The following is a 19,240-nucleotide window of genomic DNA, read 5'->3' as shown; positions in this document are numbered from 1 at the left end:
GTGGGCCCCCCGCGCCACCCCCGCCCACTTGTTGTTGGGGGTGCCCCCCGTGGTGGTGGTTTTGGGTAAGGCGAGTTCTAACTCGCCTTACCACTCACGACCGGGTGTGGTGCCGCTGGTGGTGACGGCCGCTACTGCCGGTTCGCTGGCCGCTCAGGCCGGGCGGCTGGCGGAGGTCGGCGACGTTTCCCTGGCGGACATGGCCGGGACGCTGGTGTCCGGCCGCGCGGTGCTCAGCGAGCGCGCGGTCGTCGTGGCCGGTTCTCAAGAGGAAGCCGTGACCGGGCTGCAGGCGGTGGCCCGCGGTGAGAGTGCGCCTGGCGTGCTCACCGGCCGCGGTTCGGGTGCCCCGGGCAAGGTCGTCTGGGTGTTCCCCGGGCAGGGGACGCAGTGGGCCGGGATGGGCCGGGAACTCCTCGACGCCTCGCCGGTGTTCGCCGCGCGGATCGCCGAGTGCGAGACCGCGCTCGGGCGCTGGGTCGACTGGTCGCTGACCGACGTCCTGCGCGGCGACGCCGACCTCCTGGACCGGGTCGACGTCGTGCAGCCGGCGAGCTTCGCCGTGATGGTCGGGCTCGCCGCGGTGTGGGCCTCGCTCGGCGTCGAACCCGAGGCCGTCGTGGGGCACTCGCAGGGTGAGATCGCGGCCGCGTGCGTGTCCGGGGCGCTGTCGCTGGACGACGCGGCGAAGGTGGTCGCGTTGCGCAGCCAGGCGATCGCCGCCCAGCTGGCCGGGCGCGGCGGGATGGCGTCGGTGGCGTTGAGCGAAGAAGACGCGACCGCGCGGATCGAGCCGTGGGCGGGCCGCGTGGAGGTCGCCGCGGTCAACGGGCTGCGGTCGGTGGTGATCGCCGGCGACGCCGAAGCACTGGACGAGGCCCTCGACGCGCTCGACGACCAGGGCGTCCGGATCCGGCGGGTGGCCGTGGACTACGCGTCCCACACCCGGCACGTCGAAGCCGCCCGCGACGCACTGGCCGAAATGCTGGGCGGGATCCGCGCGCAAGTTCCGGAAGTGCCGTTCTACTCGACCGTCACCGGCGAGTGGGTGGAAGACGCCGGCGTCCTCGACGGCGGCTACTGGTACCGCAACCTCCGCCGTCAGGTGCGCTTCGGCCCGGCGGTGGCCGAGCTGGCCGAGCAGGGCCACCGGGTGTTCGTCGAGGTCAGCGCGCACCCCGTGCTGGTCCAGCCGATCAACGAGCTCGTCGACGGCGCCGAAGCCGTGGTGACGGGTTCGCTGCGGCGCGAGGACGGCGGCCTCCGGCGCCTGCTGGCCTCGGCGGCCGAGCTGTTCGTGCGCGGCGTGACCGTGGACTGGACCGGCGTGCTGCCGCCCTTCCGGCGGGCCGAGCTGCCGACGTACGCCTTCGACCACCAGCACTACTGGCTGCGGATGGGCGATTCGGCGACCGACGCCGTGTCGCTCGGCCTGGCCGGCGCCGACCACCCGCTGCTCGGCGCGGTCGTGCCGCTGCCGCAGTCCGACGGGCTGGTCTTCACCTCCCGGCTGTCGCTGCAGTCGCACCCGTGGCTGGCCGGGCACGCGATCGGCGGGGTCGTGCTCATCCCGGGCACGGTCTACGTCGACCTCGCGCTGCGCGCCGGCGACGAGCTCGGCTTCGGCGTGCTGGAAGAGCTCGTGATCGAGGCACCGCTGGTGCTGGCCGAACGCGGCGGGGTCCGCGTGCAGGTCGCGGTGAGCGGGCCGAACGAAACGGGCTCGCGCGCGGTGGACGTCTTCTCCATGCGCGAAGACGGTGACGAATGGACCCGGCACGCCACCGGTCTCCTGGGCGCGTCGGCGTCCCGGGAACCGGCCCGGGGCTTCGACTTCGCCGCCTGGCCGCCCGCCGGGGCCGAGCCGATCGACGTCGAAAACTTCTACAGCGACCTCACCGAGCGCGGGTACGCCTACAGCGGCGCGTTCCAGGGCATGCGGGCGGTGTGGCGGCGCGGTGACGAGGTTTTCGCCGAGGTCGCCCTGCCCGACGACCACCGCGAGGACGCCGGCAAGTTCGGCCTCCACCCGGCGTTGCTGGACGCGGCCCTGCACACGAACGCCTTCGCCAACCCCGGCGACGAGCGCAGCGTGCTGCCGTTCGCGTGGAACGGCCTGGTCCTGCACGCCGTCGGGGCGTCGGCGCTGCGGGTGCGGGTCGCGCCGGGCGGCCCGGACGCGCTGACGTTCCAGGCCGCCGACGAGACCGGCGGCCTGGTCGTCACCATGGACTCGCTGGTGTCCCGCGAGGTGTCCACCGAGCAGCTGGAGACGGCCGCGGGCGAAGAGCGCGACTCGCTGTTCCAGGTCGACTGGGTTGAGCTGCCCGCACCCGAAAGCGTGGCCGCGGACCACGTCGAGGTCCTCGAAGCCTTCGGCGAGGACGCGCCCCTGGAGCTGACCAGCCGGGTGCTGGCAGGCGTGCAGACCTGGCTCGACGGCGCGGCCGACGAAGCCCGGCTGGTCGTGGTGACCCGCGGCGCCGTCCGCGAGGTGACCGACCCGGCCGGTGCCGCGGTGTGGGGCCTGGTGCGGGCCGCGCAGGCGGAGAACCCGGGCCGGATCATCCTGGTCGACACCGACGGCGACGTGCCCCTGGGTGCCGTGCTGGCCACCGGTGAACCGCAGATCGCCGTGCGTGACAATACTTTCTCGGTCCCGCGGCTGGCCCGCGCGGCCGGCCAGGTGCCGGACGCGCCCGCGGTGTTCAGTCCGGACGGGACGGTGCTGCTCACCGGCGGCACCGGCTCGCTCGGTGGCCTGGTGGCCCAGCACTTGGTCGCCCGGCACGGCGTCCGGCGGCTGGTGCTCGCCAGCCGTCGCGGGGTGGCCGCCGAACACCTCCTCACCGAGTTGACCGGACAGGGCGCGGACGTGTCCGTCGTGGCCTGCGACGTCTCCGACCGCGACCAGGTGGCCGCGCTGCTGGCCGAGCACCGCCCGACCGGCGTCGTGCACCTCGCGGGCCTGCTCGACGACGGCGTCATCGGGGCACTGACCCGGGAGCGGCTGGCCGGGGTGTTCGCACCCAAGGTCGACGCCGTCCAGCACCTCGACGAGCTCACGCGGGACAGCGACCTCGACGCCTTCGTCGTGTTCTCGTCCGCGGCCGCGCTGATGGGCTCGGCCGGCCAGGGCAACTACGCGGCGGCCAACGCCTTCCTCGACGGCCTGATGGCCCGCCGCCGGGCGGCGGGCCTGCCGGGCGTCTCGCTGGCCTGGGGCCTGTGGGAGCAGGCCGACGGCCTGACCGCCCACCTCAGCGCCACCGACCAGGCGCGGATGAGCCGCGGCGGCGTGCTGGCCATGACCCCCGCCGAGGCACTGGACATCTTCGACATCGGGCTGGCCGCCGAGCAGCCGCTGCTCGTCCCGATCAAGCTCGACCTGAAGACCCTGCGCAGCGGTGGGGAGGTCCCGCACCTGCTGCGCGGCATGGTCCGCGCGAGCCGCCGTGTCGCGCGGTCCGCCGCCGCGAGTGGCGGCGGCCTGGTCCACAAGCTCGCCGGCAAGCCCGTCGAGGAGCAGGAAGCCGTCCTGCTCGGCATCATCCAGAGCGAGGCGGCCGCGGTGCTCGGCTTCGCCGCGCCCGAGCTGGCCCAGGGCACCAAGGGGTTCAGCGACCTCGGCTTCGACTCGCTGACGGCGGTCGAGCTGCGGAACCGGCTGAGCGCGGCCACCGGCGTCAAGCTGCCCGCGACGCTCGTCTTCGACTACCCGACGCCGGTCGCGCTCGCCCGGCACCTCCGCGAGGAACTGGGCGAGACGGTCGCGGGTGCGCCTGCCGCGCCGGTCGCGGCCGCCGTGGACGCGGGTGAGCCGATCGCCATCGTCGGCATGGCCTGCCGCCTGCCGGGCGGGGTCATGAACCCCGACGACCTGTGGCGGATGGTCGCCGAAGGCCGCGACGGGATGTCGGCCTTCCCCGAAGACCGCGGCTGGGACCTCGAGGGCCTGTTCGACGCCGACCCGGAACGCCCGGGCACGGCGTACATCCGCCAGGGTGGCTTCCTGCACGAAGCCGCGCTGTTCGACCCGGGCTTCTTCGGCATCTCGCCGCGCGAAGCCCTGGCCATGGATCCGCAGCAGCGCCTGCTGCTCGAAGCCTCCTGGGAAGCCCTGGAGCGCGCGGGCATCGACCCGACGAAGGCCCGCGGCGACGCCGTCGGCGTCTTCTCCGGCGTCTCCATCCACGACTACCTCGAGTCACTGAGCAACATGCCCGCGGAACTCGAAGGGTTCGTCACCACGGCCACCGCGGGCAGCGTCGCGTCGGGCCGTGTGTCCTACACCTTCGGCTTCGAGGGCCCGGCGGTCACCGTCGACACGGCGTGCTCGTCGTCCCTGGTCGCGATTCACCTGGCCGCGCAGGCACTTCGGCAGGGCGAGTGCACGATGGCCCTGGCCGGCGGCGTCGCCGTGATGGGCTCGCCGATCGGCGTCATCGGCATGTCGCGGCAGCGCGGCATGGCCGAGGACGGCCGGGTCAAGGCGTTCGCGGACGGTGCTGACGGCACTGTGCTGTCCGAGGGCGTCGGCATCGTCGTCCTCGAACGGCTGTCGGTGGCCCGCGAACGCGGGCACAAGGTGCTCGCCGTGCTGCGCGGCAGCGCGGTCAACCAGGACGGCGCGTCCAACGGCCTCACTGCGCCCAACGGGCCGTCGCAGCAGCGGGTGATCCGCAGCGCGCTGGCCGGCGCCGGGCTGCAACCGTCCGATGTGGACGTCGTGGAGGCGCACGGCACCGGGACCGCGCTGGGCGACCCCATCGAGGCCCAGGCCCTCCTGGCCACCTACGGCAAGAATCGCGAGACGCCGTTGTGGCTGGGGTCGCTGAAGTCGAACATCGGCCACACGCAGGCGGCCGCGGGGGTCGCCGCCGTCATCAAGATGGTCCAGGCGCTGCGGCACGACGCCCTGCCGCCGACCCTCCACGTGCAGGAGCCCACCAAACAGGTGGACTGGTCCGCGGGCGCGGTCGAGCTGCTGACCGAGGGCCGCGAGTGGGCGCGCAACGGCCACCCGCGCCGGGCCGGCGTCTCGTCGTTCGGCATCAGCGGCACCAACGCGCACCTGATCCTCGAAGAGGCGCCCACCGACGACGCTCCCGAGGCGGACGTGCCCGACGGCGTGGTGCCGGTCGTGGTCTCCGCGCGCAGCGCCGGATCCCTGGCGGGGCAGGCCGCACGGCTGGCGGAATTCCTCGACGAGGACGTCTCGCTGACCCGCGTGGCGGGTGCCCTGCTGTCGACCCGCGCGACGCTGACCGACCGGGCCGTCGTCGTGGCGGGCTCGGCCGAGGAGGCCCGGGCGGGACTGTCCGCGCTGGCCCGCGGCGAGACCGCGAGCGGGCTGGTGACCGGTATCGCCGGGATGCCGGGCAAGACCGTCTGGGTGTTCCCCGGCCAGGGGACGCAGTGGGCCGGCATGGGCCGGGAGCTCCTGGAAGCGTCGCCGGTGTTCGCCGAGCGGATCGAGGAATGCGCGGCCGCGTTGGAGCCGTGGATCGACTGGTCGCTGCTGGACGTCCTTCGCGGCGAAGGCGATCTGGATCGGGTCGACGTGCTGCAGCCGGCGTGTTTCGCGGTGATGGTGGGGCTGGCCGCCGTCTGGGCCTCGGTCGGCGTCGTGCCGGACGCGGTCCTGGGCCACTCCCAGGGCGAGATCGCCGCCGCCTGTGTGTCGGGCGCACTGTCCCTTGAGGACGCCGCCAAGGTGGTGGCGCTGCGGAGCCAGGCGATCGCGGCGGAGCTGTCCGGCCGCGGCGGCATGGCGTCGGTTCAGCTGAGCCACGACGAAGTGGCCGCCCGGCTCGCGCCGTGGGCGGGCCGCGTCGAGATCGCCGCCGTCAACGGCCCGGCCTCGGTCGTGATCGCCGGTGACGCCGAAGCGCTCACCGAGGCCGTCGAAGCCTTCGGCGGACGGCGGGTGGCGGTGGACTACGCGTCCCACACCCGGCACGTCGAAGACATCCGCGACACCCTCGCCGAGACCCTGGCCGGGATCACCGCGCTGGCGCCGGTGGTGCCGTTCTACTCGACCGTCACCGGTGAGTGGATCACCGAAGCCGGGGTCGTCGACGGCGGGTACTGGTACCGGAACCTGCGCAACCAGGTCGGCTTCGGCCCGGCCGTGGAAGCACTGATCGAGCAGGGCCACGGCGTGTTCGTCGAGGTCAGCGCCCATCCGGTGCTGGTGCAGCCGATCAGCGAGCTCACCGACGCCGTCGTCACCGGAACGCTGCGGCGGCAGGACGGCGGCCCGCGGCGGCTGCTGACGTCGATGGCCGAGCTGTTCGTCCGGGGCGTCCCGGTCGACTGGGCCACGATGGCGCCGCCCGCACGCGTCGAACTGCCGACGTACGCCTTCGACCACCAGCACTTCTGGCTCAGCCCGCCCGCCGCGGCCGACGCGCCTGCCCTGGGGCTGGCCGGCGCCGGCCACCCGCTGCTGGGCGCGGTCCTGCCGCTGCCGCAGTCCGGCGGCCTGGTCCTGACCTCGCGGCTGTCCGTGCGGACGCACCCGTGGCTCGCCGACGGCGTCCCGAGCGCCACCCTGGTCGAGCTGGCCGTGCGGGCCGGTGACGAGGCCGGGTGCCCGGTCCTCGCCGACTTGACCGTCGAAAAGCTGCTGGTGCTGCCGGAGAGCGGTGGCCTGCGCGTCCAGGTGATCGTGAGCGACGAGCGCACCGTCCAGGTGTATTCGCAGCGCGAAGGCGACGAGGACTGGATCCGGAACGCCACCGGGCACCTGTCCGCCACGGCTCCGGCGCACGAGTCCTTCGACTTCACCGCCTGGCCGCCCGCCGGAGCTCAGCAGGTCGACGGCCTCTGGCGGCGCGGCGGCGAGATCTTCGCCGAGGTCACCGTGCCGGAGGACACCGGCGCGTTCGGCATCCACCCCTTGCTGCTGGACGCGGCCGTGCGTCCGGTCCTCACGGACGAGGAGCAGCCGGCGGAGTGGCACGGCCTGGTCCTGCACGCTGCGGGCGCCTCAGCGCTGCGGGTGCGGCTGGTGCCCGGCGGTGCCATCCAGGCGGCGGACGAAACCGGCGGCCTGGTCCTCACGGCCGATTCGATGGTGGCTCGCGAGCTTTCGGCCGGGCAGACCCGCTCCGGATCGCTGTACCGGGTCGACTGGACCGAAGTGTCCATTGCGGACAGTGCGGTCCCGGAGCAGGTCGAGGTGGTCGAAGCCGTCGGCGGGGCGCCCCTGGACCTGACTGCCCGGGTGCTGGAAGTCGTGCAGACGTTCCTCGCCGACGCGGCGGAGGAAGCCCGGCTGGTGGTGGTGACCCGCGGCGCCGTCCGCGACGTGACCGATCCCGCCGGTGGCGCGGTGTGGGGCCTGGTGCGGGCCGCTCAGGCGGAGAACCCCGACCGGATCGTGCTGCTCGACACCGACGGCGAGGTGCCGCTCGGCGCGGTCCTCGCTTCCGGCGAGCCCCAGGTCGCGGTGCGCGGCGGGAAGGTCTTCGTGCCCCGCCTCACTCGCGCGGAGCGCAGCGGCGGCGCCGTGTTCCGCCCGGACGGGACGGTCCTGATCTCGGGCGCCGGTGCGCTCGGCGCCCTGGTGGCCCGGCGCCTGGTGGAGCGGCACGGCGTGCGGAAGCTGGTGCTGGCTTCGCGGCGCGGCCGGGACGCCGAAGGCGTGGCGGACCTGATCGCCGAGCTGGCCGCCGAGGTGTCCGTGGTGGCTTGTGACGTCTCCGACCGCGCCCAGGTGGCGGCCCTGCTCGACGAGCACCGGCCCACCGCCGTCGTGCACACCGCCGGCGTCATCGACGCGGGCGTCATCGGGACGCTCGACCGCGAGCGGCTGGCCAGGGTGTTCGCGCCGAAGGTCGATGCGGCCCGGCACCTGGACGAACTCACCCGGGACCGGGAGCTCGACGCTTTCGTCGTCTATTCCTCGGTGTCCGCGGTGTTCATGGGCGCGGGCAGCGGCAGTTACGCCGCGGCGAACGCCTTCCTGGACGGCTTGATGGCGAATCGCCGGGCGGCGGGCCTGCCGGGCCTGTCGCTGGCGTGGGGCCTGTGGGAGCAGAGCACCGGCATGGCGGCCGGCACCGACGAGGCCACCCGGGCCCGGATGAGCCGCCGCGGCGGCCTGCAGATCATGACGCAGGCCGAGGGCATGGACCTGTTCGACGCCGCCCTCGGCTCGAGCGAGCCGCTGCTGGTGCCCGCGAAGCTGGACCTCCGCGCGGGCGGAGCCGTCCCGCCCATGCTGCGCGGCCTGGTCCGGGCCGGCCGGGCGCAGGCCCGCACCGCGTCCACTGTGGACGGCGGGCTGGCCGGGCGGCTGGCCGGGCTGGCCCCGGCGGACCAGCTCACCCTGCTCCTGGACCTCGTCCGGGCGCAGGTGGCGGCCGTGCTCGGGCACGCCGACGCGAGCGCGGTCCGCGTCGACACGGCGTTCAAGGACGCCGGCTTCGACTCGCTGACCGCGGTCGAGCTGCGCAACCGGATGCGGACCGCCACCGGGCTGAAGCTGCCCGCGACGCTGGTCTTCGACTACCCGAGCCCCCAGGCCCTCGCCCGGCACCTGCGTGAGGAACTCGGTGGCGCGGCCGAGACGCCGGTGACCACGGCGGCCGCGAAGGCCGATCTCGACGAGCCGATCGCCATCGTCGGCATGGCGTGCCGCCTGCCCGGCGGGGTCGCCGGCCCCGAGGACCTGTGGCGGCTGGTCGCCGAGGGCCGGGACGCCGTCTCGGGCTTCCCCGAGGACCGCGGCTGGGACCTGGAGAAGATCTACGACCCCGACCCGGCACGCCCGGGCAAGACCTACACGCGCCACGGCGGCTTCCTGCACGAGGCGGCCCTCTTCGACGCGGGCTTCTTCGGGATCTCGCCGCGCGAGGCCGTCGCCATGGACCCGCAGCAGCGGCTGCTGCTGGAGACGTCCTGGGAAGCCATGGAAGACGCCGGCGTCGACCCCCTTTCGCTGAAGGGCAACGACGTCGGGGTGTTCACCGGCATGTTCGGCCAGGGCTACGTGGCCCCCGGCGACAGCGTCGTCACGCCGGAATTGGAGGGCTTCGCGGGCACCGGCGGGTCGTCGAGCGTGGCGTCCGGCCGCGTCTCGTACGTGTTCGGGTTCGAGGGCCCGGCGGTGACGATCGACTCGGCGTGCTCGTCTTCGCTGGTCGCGATGCACCTCGCCGCCCAGTCGCTGCGGCAGGGCGAGTGCTCGATGGCGCTGGCCGGCGGCGCGACCGTGATGGCGAACCCCGGCGCGTTCGTGGAGTTCTCCCGCCAGCGCGGCCTCGCCGTCGACGGCCGCTGCAAGGCGTTCGCCGCCGCGGCGGACGGCACCGGCTGGGCAGAAGGTGTCGGCGTGGTCGTCCTGGAGCGGCTGTCGGTGGCGCGCGAACGCGGCCACCGCATCCTGGCCGTCCTGCGCGGCAGTGCGGTCAACCAGGACGGTGCGTCCAACGGCCTCACCGCGCCGAACGGGCCCTCGCAGCAGCGGGTGATCCGCCGGGCGCTGGTGAGCGCCGGGCTGGCACCGTCCGATGTGGACGTCGTCGAAGCGCACGGCACCGGGACCACCCTGGGCGACCCGATCGAGGCGCAGGCCCTGATCGCCACCTACGGCAAGGACCGCGAGACGCCGCTGTGGCTCGGCTCGCTGAAGTCGAACATCGGCCACGCCCAGGCGGCCGCGGGCGTCGCGGGCGTGATCAAGATGGTCCAGGCGCTGCGGCACGAAGTCCTGCCGCCGACCCTGCACGTCGACCAGCCGACGCCCGAGGTGGACTGGTCCGCCGGTGCGGTCGAACTGCTGACCGAAGCCCGCGAGTGGCCGCGCAACGGCCGCCCGCGCCGGGCCGGGGTGTCCGCGTTCGGCGTCTCCGGCACGAACGCGCACCTGATCCTGGAGGAAGCCCCCGAAGACCTCGTGAGTGGAAAGGCGAGTTCTAACTCGCCTTTCCACTCACGACAGTCCGTGGTGCCGGTCGTGGTGTCCGCGCGGAGCACGGCCTCGCTGGCCGGGCAGGCTGGGCGGCTGGCTGATGTTGTCGCGGCGGACGCCCCGCTGGCGGGTGTGGCCCGGGCGCTGGTGACGAACCGGGCCGCGCTGACCGAACGCGCGGTGGTCGTCGCGGGTTCCCGCGAAGAAGCCGTGACGCACCTGGAAGCGCTGGCCCGCGGCGAAGACTCGGCCGCGGTGGTCACCGGCCGGGCCGGGGCGCCGGGCAAGGTCGTGTGGGTGTTCCCCGGCCAGGGCTCGCAGTGGGCCGGGATGGGCCGGGAGCTCCTGGACGCCTCGCCGGTGTTCGCCGAGCGGGTCGCCGAGTGCGCGGCCGCGCTGGACCCGTGGGTCGATTGGTCGCTGCTCGACGTGCTGCGCGGGGAAGCCGATCTGCTGGACCGGGTCGACGTGCTGCAGCCCGCGTGTTTCGCGGTGATGGTCGGGCTGGCCGCGGTGTGGCAGTCCGCGGGGGTGCGCCCGGACGCGGTGGTCGGGCATTCGCAGGGCGAGATCGCCGCGGCGTGTGTGTCGGGTGCGTTGTCGCTGCCGGACGCGGCCAAGGTCGTCGCGTTGCGCAGCCAGGCGATCGCCACCCGGCTGGCCGGCCGCGGCGGCATGGCCTCGGTCGCGTTGAGCGAAGCGGACGCGGCCGAGCGGCTGGCGCAGTGGGCGGACCGCGTCCAGGTGGCCGCGGTCAACAGCCCGACGTCCGTGGTGATCGCCGGGGAAGCCCGGGCGCTCGACGAGGTCGTCGACGCCTGGACGGCCGAAGGTGTCCGCGTCCGGCGGGTGGCCGTGGACTACGGCTCCCACACCAACCAGGTCGAAGCCATCGAGGAGCTCTTGGCCGAAACCCTGGCCGGCATCGAGGCGCACGCGCCGGCGGTCCCGTTCTTCTCCACGCTCACCGGTGACTGGATCACCGACGCCGGGGTCGTCGACGGCGGCTACTGGTACCGGAACCTGCGCAACCAGGTCGGGTTCGGCCCGGCGGTGGCGGAGCTCGTCCGCCAGGGCCACGGCGTGTTCGTCGAGGTCAGCGCGCACCCGGTGCTGGTCCAGCCGCTCAGCGAAATCAGCGACGACGCGGTGGTGACCGGGTCGCTGCGGCGCGACGACGGTGGCCTGCGCCGCCTGCTGACGTCGATGGCCGAGCTGTTCGTGCGCGGTGTCCCGCTCGACTGGACGGCGGTCCTGCCGCAGGCGAGCCGGGTCGACCTGCCGAAGTACGCCTTCGACCACCGGCACTACTGGCTCCGGCCCGCCGAGACCGCGACCGACGCGGCCTCGCTGGGCCAGGCGGCGGCCGACCACCCGCTGCTGGGCGCGGTCGTCGAGCTGCCGCAGTCCGACGGCCTGGTCTTCACCTCGCGGCTGTCGGTGCGGACGCACCCGTGGCTCGCCGGCCACGCGGTCGGCGGCGTGGTCATCCTCCCCGGTTCCGGGCTGGCCGAGCTGGCCGTGCGGGCCGGCGACGAGGCCGGCTGCACCACGCTCGACGAGCTGGTCATCGAGGCCCCGCTGGTCGTGCCCGCCCAGGGTGGCGTCCGCGTCCAGGTCGCGTTGAGCGGCCCGGACGAGACCGGCGCGCGCACGGTGAACGTCTACTCCCGGCGCGACGGCGGCACCGGACCGTGGACGCGGCACGCCACCGGCCTGCTGTCGACGGCGCTCGCCCCGGACACCGGCTTCGACTTCCACGCCTGGCCGCCCGCGGGCGCCGAGCGCGTCGACGTCGAGACGTTCTACACCGACCTGGCCGAACGCGGTTACGGCTACGGGCCGGCGTTCCAGGGTCTTCGCGCGGTGTGGCGGCGGGACGACGAGATCTTCGCCGAAGCCGCCCTTCCCGAGGACCTGGGCAAGGACGCGGGCCGCTTCGGCGTCCACCCGGCCCTGCTCGACGCGGCCCTGCAGGCCGCGACCGTCGGCGGCGGGGACGAGCCCGGCGAGCCGGTGCTCGCCTTCGCGTGGAACGGCCTGGTCCTGCACGCCGCGGGGGCCTCGGCCCTGCGGGTCCGGCTCGCGCCGAGCGGCCCGGACGCGCTGTCCGTGGCCGCCGCCGACGAGACCGGCGGGCTGGTCCTGACCATGGAATCGCTGGTGTCCCGGCCGGTTTCGGCCGGACAGCTGGGCGCCGCGGCCGACGCGGGCCACGACGCGATGTTCCGCGTCGACTGGACCGAACTGCCTTCGGTATCCCTGGCGGAGAAGCCGGCCTGGGCGCAGGTGGACACCGCCGACGACGTCGTAGCCCTGGCGGAGAAGGCCGACGCACCACCGGTGGTGGTCTGGGAAGCCACGGGCGACACGGCGCTGGCCGTCAGCTCCCGGGCCCTCGAGATCGTGCAGGTCTGGCTGGCCGCGGCCGCGCTCGAGGAGTCACGGCTGGTCGTGACGACCCGCGGGGCGGTGCCCGCCGGGGGCGACCAGGCGGTGACCGACCCGGCCGCGGCCGCGGTGTGGGGCCTGGTGCGCTCCGCCCAGGCCGAGCACCCGGACCGGATCGTCCTGCTGGACACCGACGGCGAGGTTCCGCTGGGTGCGGTGCTGGCCTCCGGTGAACCGCAGCTCGCAGTGCGCGGCACGGCGTTGTTCGTGCCTCGCCTGGCCCGCGCCACCCGGCTGTCGGACGCGCCCGCGGTGTTCGGCCCCGACGGGACGGTCCTCGTCTCGGGTGCCGGCTCGCTGGGCACGCTGGTGGCCCGGCACCTGGTGACGCGGCACGGCGTGCGCCGGCTGGTGCTCGCCAGCCGGCGCGGTCCGGACGCCGAGGGCGTCGCCGACCTGGTCGCGGAACTGGCCGAGGCGGACGTGTCCGTGGTCGCCTGTGACGTCTCCGACCGCGACCAGGTGGCCGCGCTGATCGAGTCCGTACCCGACCTGACCGGCGTGGTGCACACCGCCGGTGTCTTCGAGGACGGCGTGATCGACGCGCTGAGCCCGGAGCAGCTGGCGAACGTGTACGCGGCGAAGGTCGACGCGGTCCGCCACCTCGACGAACTCACCCGCGACCGCGAACTCGGCGCGTTCGTGGTGTTCTCGTCCGTCGCCGGGGTCATGGGCGGCGGTGGCCAGGGCCCGTACGCGGCGGCGAACGCCTTCCTGGACGCGGCGATGGCGAACCGCCGGGCCGCCGGCCTGCCGGGCCTCTCGCTGGCTTGGGGCCTCTGGGAACGCAGCGCCGGCATGGCCGCCCACCTCAGCGAGATCGACCACGCGCGGGCGAGCCGCAACGGCGTGCTCGAACTGACCCGGGCCGAGGGCCTGGACCTGTTCGACCTCGCGCTGCGGACCGACGAATCCCTGCTCGTGCCGATCAAGCTCGACCTGGCGGCGATGCGCTCGGGCCCGGTCGGCGTCCTGTTCCGCGGTCTGGTCCGGCCGAGCCGGACCCAGGCGCGCAAGGCGTCCACTGTGGACACCGGGCTGGCCGCGCGGCTGGCCGGGCTCGCCCCGGCCGACCGGGAGGAACTGCTCGTCGACCTGGTCCGCGGGCAGGTCGCGGTCGTGCTCGGCTACGACGGGCCCGAGGCGGTGCGTCCGGACACGGCGTTCAAGGACACCGGCTTCGACTCGCTGACGTCGGTGGAACTGCGCAACCGGCTGCGCGAAGCGACCGGGCTGAAACTGCCCGCCACGCTCGTCTTCGACTACCCGAACCCGCTCGCGGTGGCCCGTTACCTGGGCGCGCGGCTGGTCCCGGAAAGCAACGGGAACGGGCACAACGGGAACAGGCACGACCGGCTGCGGCTGGTGCCGGTCGTGGCCGAGGACGCGGGCGAGGAGCGGTCGATCGCCGACCTGGGCGTCGACGACCTCGTGCAACTGGCTTTCGGCGACGAGTGATTGGGGCAAGTGGTGAGTGCGTCGTATGAAAAGGTCGTCGAGGCGCTGCGGAAGTCGCTCGAAGAGGTCGGCACGCTGAAGAAGCGGAACCGCCGCCTGGAAGGCGCGTCCCGCGAGCCGATCGCCATCGTCGGCATGGCCTGCCGGCTGCCGGGCGGCATCGACGGCCCCGCGGACCTGTGGCGGCTGGTGTCCGAAGGCGGCGACGCGGTCTCGGGCTTCCCCACCGACCGCGGCTGGGACCTGGACAACCTGTTCGACCCGGACCCGGACCACCCGGGCACCTCGTACGTCAGCCAGGGCGGCTTCGTGCACGACGCGGGGCTGTTCGACGCGGGGTTCTTCGGGATCTCGCCGCGGGAAGCCCTCGCGATGGACCCGCAGCAGCGGCTGCTGCTGGAGACTTCGTGGGAAGCGTTCGAGAACGCCGCCGTCGACCCGACGTCGCTGAAGGGCGCCGACGTCGGCGTGTTCGTCGGCGCGGCCCCGCAGGGGTACGGGTCCGGGCCGATCGGGCCGGAGATGCAGAGCTTCGCCGGGACCGGGGTGGCGTCGAGCGTCGCTTCTGGCCGGCTGTCCTACGTCTTCGGGTTCGAGGGACCCGCGGTCACGATCGACACGGCGTGCTCGTCGTCGCTGGTGACGATGCACCTGGCCGCGCAGGCCCTGCGGCAGGGCGACTGCTCGATGGCCCTCGCCGGCGGGGCGATGGTCATGTCGAGCACCAACTCCTTCGTCGTGTTCTCGCGGCAGCGGGGCCTGGCGGCGGACGGCCGCTGCAAGGCGTTCGCGGACGCCGCGGACGGGATGGGCATGGCCGAGGGCGTCGGCCTGGTGGTCCTCGAACGGCTTTCGGTGGCGCGCGAGCGCGGCCACCGGATCCTGGCCGTGTTGCGCGGCAGTGCCGTGAACCAGGACGGTGCGTCGAACGGCCTGACCGCGCCGAACGGGCCCTCGCAGCAGCGCGTGATCCACAGCGCGCTCGCGAACGCCGGCCTGGAACCGTCCGATGTGGACGTCGTGGAGGGCCACGGCACCGGCACCGCGCTGGGCGACCCGATCGAGGCGCAGGCCCTGCTGGCCACCTACGGCCAGGAGCGGGAGACGCCGTTGTGGCTGGGGTCGCTGAAGTCGAACATCGGCCACGCGCAGGCGGCCGCCGGTGTCGCCAGCGTGATCAAGGTCGTGCAGGCGTTGCGGCACGGCGTCCTGCCGGCCACCCTGCACGTCGACGCGCCCAGCTCGGCGGTGGACTGGACCGAGGGCGCGGTCGAACTGCTGACGAGCGCGCGGGACTGGCCGCGGACGGACCGGCCGCGCCGGGCCGGCGTGTCGTCGTTCGGCGTCAGCGGGACGAACGCCCACCTGATCATCGAAGAGGCGCCCGAGGAACCGGCCCGCGAAGCCGTGTCCGACGGCCTGGTGCCGCTCGTGGTGTCGGCCCGCAGCACCGGTTCCCTGGCCGGGCAGGCGGCTCGGCTGGCCGGGTTCCTGCGGGAGTCCGGGACCCCGCTCGCGGCGGTGGCCGGCGCGTCGGTCACGGGCCGGGCGGTCCTGGACGAGCGGGCCGTCGTGGTAGCGGACTCCCGGGAAGAAGCCGTGACGGCCTTGGAGGCGCTGGCCCGCGGGGAGGACACGGCCGCGGTGGTCACCGGCCGCGCGGCCGCGCCGCGCAAGGTCGTGTGGGTGTTCCCGGGCCAGGGGACGCAGTGGGCCGGCATGGGCCGCGAGCTCCTCGCGGCGTCGCCGGTGTTCGCCGAGCGGATCGAGGAGTGCGCGGCCGCGCTGGACCCGTGGATCGATTGGTCGCTGCTGGCGGTGCTGAACGGCGAAACGGACCTGCTCGACCGCGTCGACGTGCTGCAGCCCGCGTGTTTCGCGGTGATGGTCGGGCTGGCCGCCGTGTGGGAAGCCGCCGGTGTCCGCCCGAGCGCCGTCGTCGGGCACTCCCAGGGCGAGATCGCCGCGGCCTGCGTGTCGGGCGCACTGTCCCTTGAGGACGCCGCGAAGGTGGTCGCGTTGCGCAGCCAGGCCATCGCGGCGCGGCTGTCCGGCCGGGGCGGGATGGCGTCGGTCGCGTTGAGCGAAGAAGAGGCAGCCGCCCGGCTGACGCTCTGGGACGGCCGGGTCGAGGTGGCCGCGGTCAACGGGCCCGCCTCCGTCGTGATCGCCGGGGACGCCCAGGCGCTGAACGAATGCCTGGAGGTGCTGGCCGGTGACGGCGTCCGGGTCCGCCAGGTCGCGGTGGACTACGCCTCGCACACCCGGCACGTCGAGGACATCGAGGACACCCTCGCCGAGACACTGGCCGGGATCGCCGCGCAGGCGCCTTCGGTGCCGTTCCACTCGACCGTCACCGGTGAGCTGGTTTCCGAAGCCGGCGTGCTCGACGGCGGGTACTGGTACCGCAACCTGCGCAACCAGGTCCGGTTCGGCCCGGCCGTCGCCGCCCTGATCGAGCAGGGCCACGGCGTGTTCGTCGAGGTCAGCGCGCACCCGGTGCTGGTGCAGCCGATCAGCGAGGTCACCGACGCGGTCGTCACCGGCACCCTGCGGCGCGACGACGGCGGTCCGCGGCGGCTGCTGCGGTCGATGGCCGAGCTGTTCGTCCGCGGGGTGGCCGTGGACTGGACCCCGCTGCTGCCGGCCGGCGCCGCGGCCGCGCGGGTCGACCTGCCGACCTACGCCTTCGACCACCAGCACTACTGGCTGCCCTCCACCGAGTCGGTGTCCGACGCGACGGCGCTGGGCCAGGCGAAGGCGGACCACCCGCTGCTGAGCGCGGCGGTGCGGCTGCCGCAGTCGGACGGCCTGGTGTTCACGTCGCTGCTGTCGCTGCGGTCGCACCCGTGGCTGGCCGACCACGCGATCGGCGGGGTGGTGCTCTTCCCGGGCACCGGCCTGGTGGAGCTGGCCGTGCGGGCCGGCGACGAGGTCGGCTGCCCGGTGCTGGAGGAGCTCGCGACGCAGACCCCGGTCGTCGTGCCCGGCCACGGCGGGGTGCGGATCCAGGTCGCGGTCGGCGGTCCGGGCGAGAACGGTTCCCGCACGGTCGAGATCTACTCCCAGCCGGAGGACGGCGGGGAGGTGTGGACCCGGCACGCCACCGGCGTCCTGTCCGCGACACCGGTGAAGGCCGCCGGGTTCGACTTCACCGCGTGGCCGCCGTCGGACGCACAGCCGGTCGAGATCGGGGACTTCTACGACGGCCTGATCGAACGCGGGTACGCGTACGGGCCGGCGTTCCAAGGTGTGCGGGCGGTGTGGCAGCGCGGGGAAGAGGTCTTCGCCGAAGTCGGTCTGCCCGAAGAACTGCGGGCGGACGCCGCCGCGTACGGCCTCCACCCCGCGTTGCTGGACGCCGCCCTGCAGACCGGAACCATCGCGGCCGCCGCGTCCGGGGAACCCGGCCGGTCGGTGATGCCGTTCGCGTGGACCGGGCTCGCGCTGCACGCCGTGGGCGCGCCGGCGCTGCGGGTCCGGCTCGTCGCGGGCCCGGAGTCGATGACCGTCGAGGCCGCCGACGAAACCGGCGGCCCGGTACTGTCGATGGATTCGCTGGTGCTGCGGGAGGTGTCCACCGGACAGCCGGCGGCGCACGCCGGTTCGCTGTACGAGGTCGTCTGGACGGAACTGCCGCCGGTCGCCGCCGGGCCGTCGCCGTCGTGGGTGGCGGTGGCCACCGCCGGCGACGTGACGGCCCTGACCGACGTCCCCGCGGCCGCGGTGCTGGCGGCCTCCGGCGAGGGCGACGCGCTGACGCTGACTTCGCGGGTCCTGGCGGTCGTGCAGGCGTGGCTGGCGGCCGAGCTGGACGAGTCCCGGCTGGTCGTCGTCACGCGGGGCGCGATGCCCGCCGGCGACGGCGTGGTGACCGACCCGGCCGCGTCCGCGGTGTGGGGCCTGGTCCGGGCCGCGCAGACCGAGAACCCGGACCGGATCGTGCTGCTGGACCTCGATCCCGCGGCCGGCGACGGCCCGGAAACCGTGCTGGGCGCGGTGCTGGCGACCGGCGAGCCGCAGATCGCCGTCCGCGGGACGACGTACTCCGTGCCCCGCCTCGCGCGGGTCGCCGTCCCGGCGGCGGACCTGCCGGCCGGGTTCGGTCCCGACACGACGGTGCTCGTTTCGGGCGGCGGGACGCTGGGCGCGCTCGCGGCCCGCCACCTGGCCGCCCGGCACGGCGTGCGCCGGCTGGTGCTGGCCAGCCGCCGGGGCCGGGAGGCCGGCGGGGTGGCGGAGCTGGTCGCCGAGCTCGCCGGGCTGGGCGCCGAGGTGTCGGTGGTCGCCTGCGACGTGTCCGACCGGGAACAGACGGCGAGCCTGCTCAAGGAGTTCCGCCCGACGGCCGTCGTCCACACGGCGGGTGTGTTCGACGCCGGCGTCGTCGGGGCGCTGACCCCGGAGAAGCTGGCCAAGGTGTTCGCGCCGAAGGTCGACGCCGCCACGAACCTGGACGAGCTGACCCGGGACCTCGACCTCGACGCGTTCGTCGTCTACTCGTCCGCCTCGTCGGTCTTCATGGGCGCGGGCAGCGGCGGTTACGCGGCGGCGAACGCGTTCCTGGACGGCCTGATGGCCCAGCGGCGGGCGGCGGGGCTGCCGGGCCAGTCGCTGGCCTGGGGACCGTGGCAGCAGCTCACCGGCATGGCGGACACCATCGACGACCTCACGCTGAGCCGGATGAGCCGGCGCGAGGGCCGCGGCGGCGTCGGCGGGCTCGGCGCCGAGGACGGCATGGAGCTGTTCGACGCCGCCCTCGTGTCGGGCCGGGCCTTGCTCGTGCCGGTCGAGCTGGACCTGCGGGAAGTGCGGGCCGACGCGGCTTCGGGGACCTCGGTGCCGCCGCTGCTGCGCGGGCTGGTCCGGGTGGGCCGGCAGCAGGCCAAGGCGGCGGCCGGCGGCGACGACGGACTCGCCGGCCGGCTGGCCAAGCTTGCCCCGGCCCAGCAGGAGGCGCTGCTCCTGGACGTCGTGCGCACCCAGGTCGCGGTCGTGCTCGGGCACGCCGGCGCGAGCGCCGTCCGGGCCGACACGGCGTTCAAGGACTCCGGGTTCGACTCGCTGACGTCGGTGGAACTGCGCAACCGGCTGCGTGACGCGACCGGCCTGAAGCTGCCCGCGACGCTGGTGTTCGACCACCCGACCCCGCAGGCCCTCGCCCGGTTCCTGCGCGACGAGCTCGCCGTCGGCGAGGTGTCCGCCACCGACTCGGTGCTGGCCGGGCTCGCCGGGCTGGACGCGGTCATCGGAACGGCCGACGCGGCGGCGCGGGACCGGATCACCGTGCGCCTGCGGGAGCTGCTGACCGCGGCGGAGACGGCGGGCAGCGACCCGGGCACACCCGACGAGGACCTCGACACCGCCAGCGACGAGGAGCTGTTCGCGCTCGTCGACGGGCTCAACTGA

General features: G+C 74.5%; 1 protein-coding gene and 1 pseudogene. Both read left to right on the top strand.

The window, feature by feature from the left end; genetic code table 11:
* Positions 1–103: 103 nt before the first annotated feature.
* Positions 104–13,831, top strand: a pseudogene (locus AB0M93_RS41070) (SDR family NAD(P)-dependent oxidoreductase); the annotation flags it as partial.
* 9 nt (positions 13,832–13,840) lie between these two features.
* Positions 13,841–19,240 carry a type I polyketide synthase gene (locus tag AB0M93_RS41065; protein WP_364284887.1) on the top strand — a complete coding sequence of 1,800 codons (5,400 nt, stop codon included), beginning with the start codon at positions 13,841–13,843 and terminating at the stop codon, positions 19,238–19,240.

The sequence above is a fragment of the Amycolatopsis sp. NPDC051102 genome (genome assembly GCF_040682815.1).
Classification (GTDB): domain Bacteria; phylum Actinomycetota; class Actinomycetes; order Mycobacteriales; family Pseudonocardiaceae; genus Amycolatopsis.
The sequence above is the reverse complement of the archived record's forward strand: the minus strand, read 5'-3'. Positions and strand labels throughout refer to the sequence as shown.